Origin of the sequence: Roseobacter sp. TSBP12 (assembly GCF_009129705.1) — a bacterium.
GTDB lineage: Bacteria > Pseudomonadota > Alphaproteobacteria > Rhodobacterales > Rhodobacteraceae > Celeribacter > Celeribacter baekdonensis_A.
In genome coordinates this window covers 1-1,385 of record NZ_PYIB01000095.1, presented here as the reverse complement: position 1 = coordinate 1,385, position 1,385 = coordinate 1, and the positions used below count along the sequence as shown (strand labels likewise).

Below are 1,385 nucleotides of genomic sequence, written 5' to 3'. Positions count from 1 at the left end.
TTTTCGGAAAGTTGGAACAAGAAACGCTTGGCCGATGCTGGGCTCATCCTACCCGAATTTGTGCAGGACAATCATTCCCTCTCGCGCGAAGTCGGAACCGTGCGCGGCCTGCATTTTCAATCTCCGCCACATGCGCAAGGCAAATTGGTGCGCTGTGGACGCGGTAAGATTTTTGATGTCGCGGTAGATGTCCGCAAAGGCTCGCCGAGCTATGGCCAATGGTATGGCGAGGAACTGTCTTTCGACAATGGCGTTCAGCTTTGGATCCCCGCGGGCTTTCTCCACGGGTTCATGACCTTGGAGCCGGACAGCGAGATCGTTTACAAATGCACCGATCACTACGCGCCCGACTGCGATGGCGCGGTGAAGTGGGACAGCTGTGGGATTTCCTGGCCGATTGAGGAGATCACCCCCGTCATCTCCGAGAAAGATGATCAGGCGCAGACATTTGAGATGTTTGAAACGCCATTCGTATATGAGGCCACAGCATGAAAATTTTGATCACAGGCGGCGCCGGGTTCATCGGCTCTGCCGTTGTGCGTTTGGCCATTGCGCGTGGACATGAGGTGGTCAATGTCGATGCGCTGACCTATGCGGCCTGCCTCGACAATGTGGCCTCTGTCTCAGACAGCCCTCTCTATGCGTTTGAGCAAGTCGACATTCGAAATCGCGCTGGATTAGACACTGTTTTTGCCACGCACAAACCTGATGTGGTGATGCATTTGGCCGCCGAAAGCCATGTCGACCGCTCGATCGACGGGCCGGGTGATTTCATCGAAACCAACATCTCCGGCACCTTCAACATGCTTGAGGCGGCGCGCAAATATTGGGTAGAGGCGGGCAAACCGGAGGGCTTTCGGTTCCACCATATCTCCACCGACGAAGTCTTTGGCTCCCTGCCAAACGACCGCTCGGTGATGTTCACCGAAGAAACCCCCTACGACCCGCGTTCGCCCTATTCCGCCTCGAAAGCCAGTTCGGATCATCTGGTGCGCGCTTGGCACGAAACCTACGGCCTGCCGGTGGTTTTGACGAATTGCTCAAACAATTATGGCCCATTCCACTTCCCGGAAAAACTGGTCCCGGTGATCATCCTCAACGCCCTCGCTGGCAAAGATCTTCCGATTTATGGCGATGGCTCGAACATCCGCGATTGGCTTTATGTGGAAGACCACGCCGATGCGCTGTTGCTGGTCGTTGAAAAAGGCGCGTTGGGCCGCAGCTACAATATTGGCGGTGAGAATGAGCGCAGCAACCTTGAACTGGTCAAAAGCCTTTGCGCCATTCTGGACGATAAAAGACCCAAATCCAGTGGAAGCTATGCCGATCAGATCACCTTTGTGACCGACCGTCCCGGCCATGACGCGCGTTATGCGATTGATCCC

At 55.4% G+C, this 1,385-nt stretch carries 2 protein-coding genes; both read left to right on the top strand.

Features of this window, described 5'->3' with window-relative positions; all coding sequences use genetic code 11:
* On the top strand, nucleotides 1-492 hold a 492-nt coding region (rfbC, locus tag C8029_RS21875), incomplete at its 5' end, for a dTDP-4-dehydrorhamnose 3,5-epimerase (protein WP_152003741.1).
* A partial coding sequence (rfbB, locus tag C8029_RS21870; RefSeq protein ID WP_152003740.1) for a dTDP-glucose 4,6-dehydratase occupies nucleotides 489-1,385 on the top strand: 897 nt, incomplete at its 3' end. The genes rfbC and rfbB, both read left to right, overlap by 4 nt.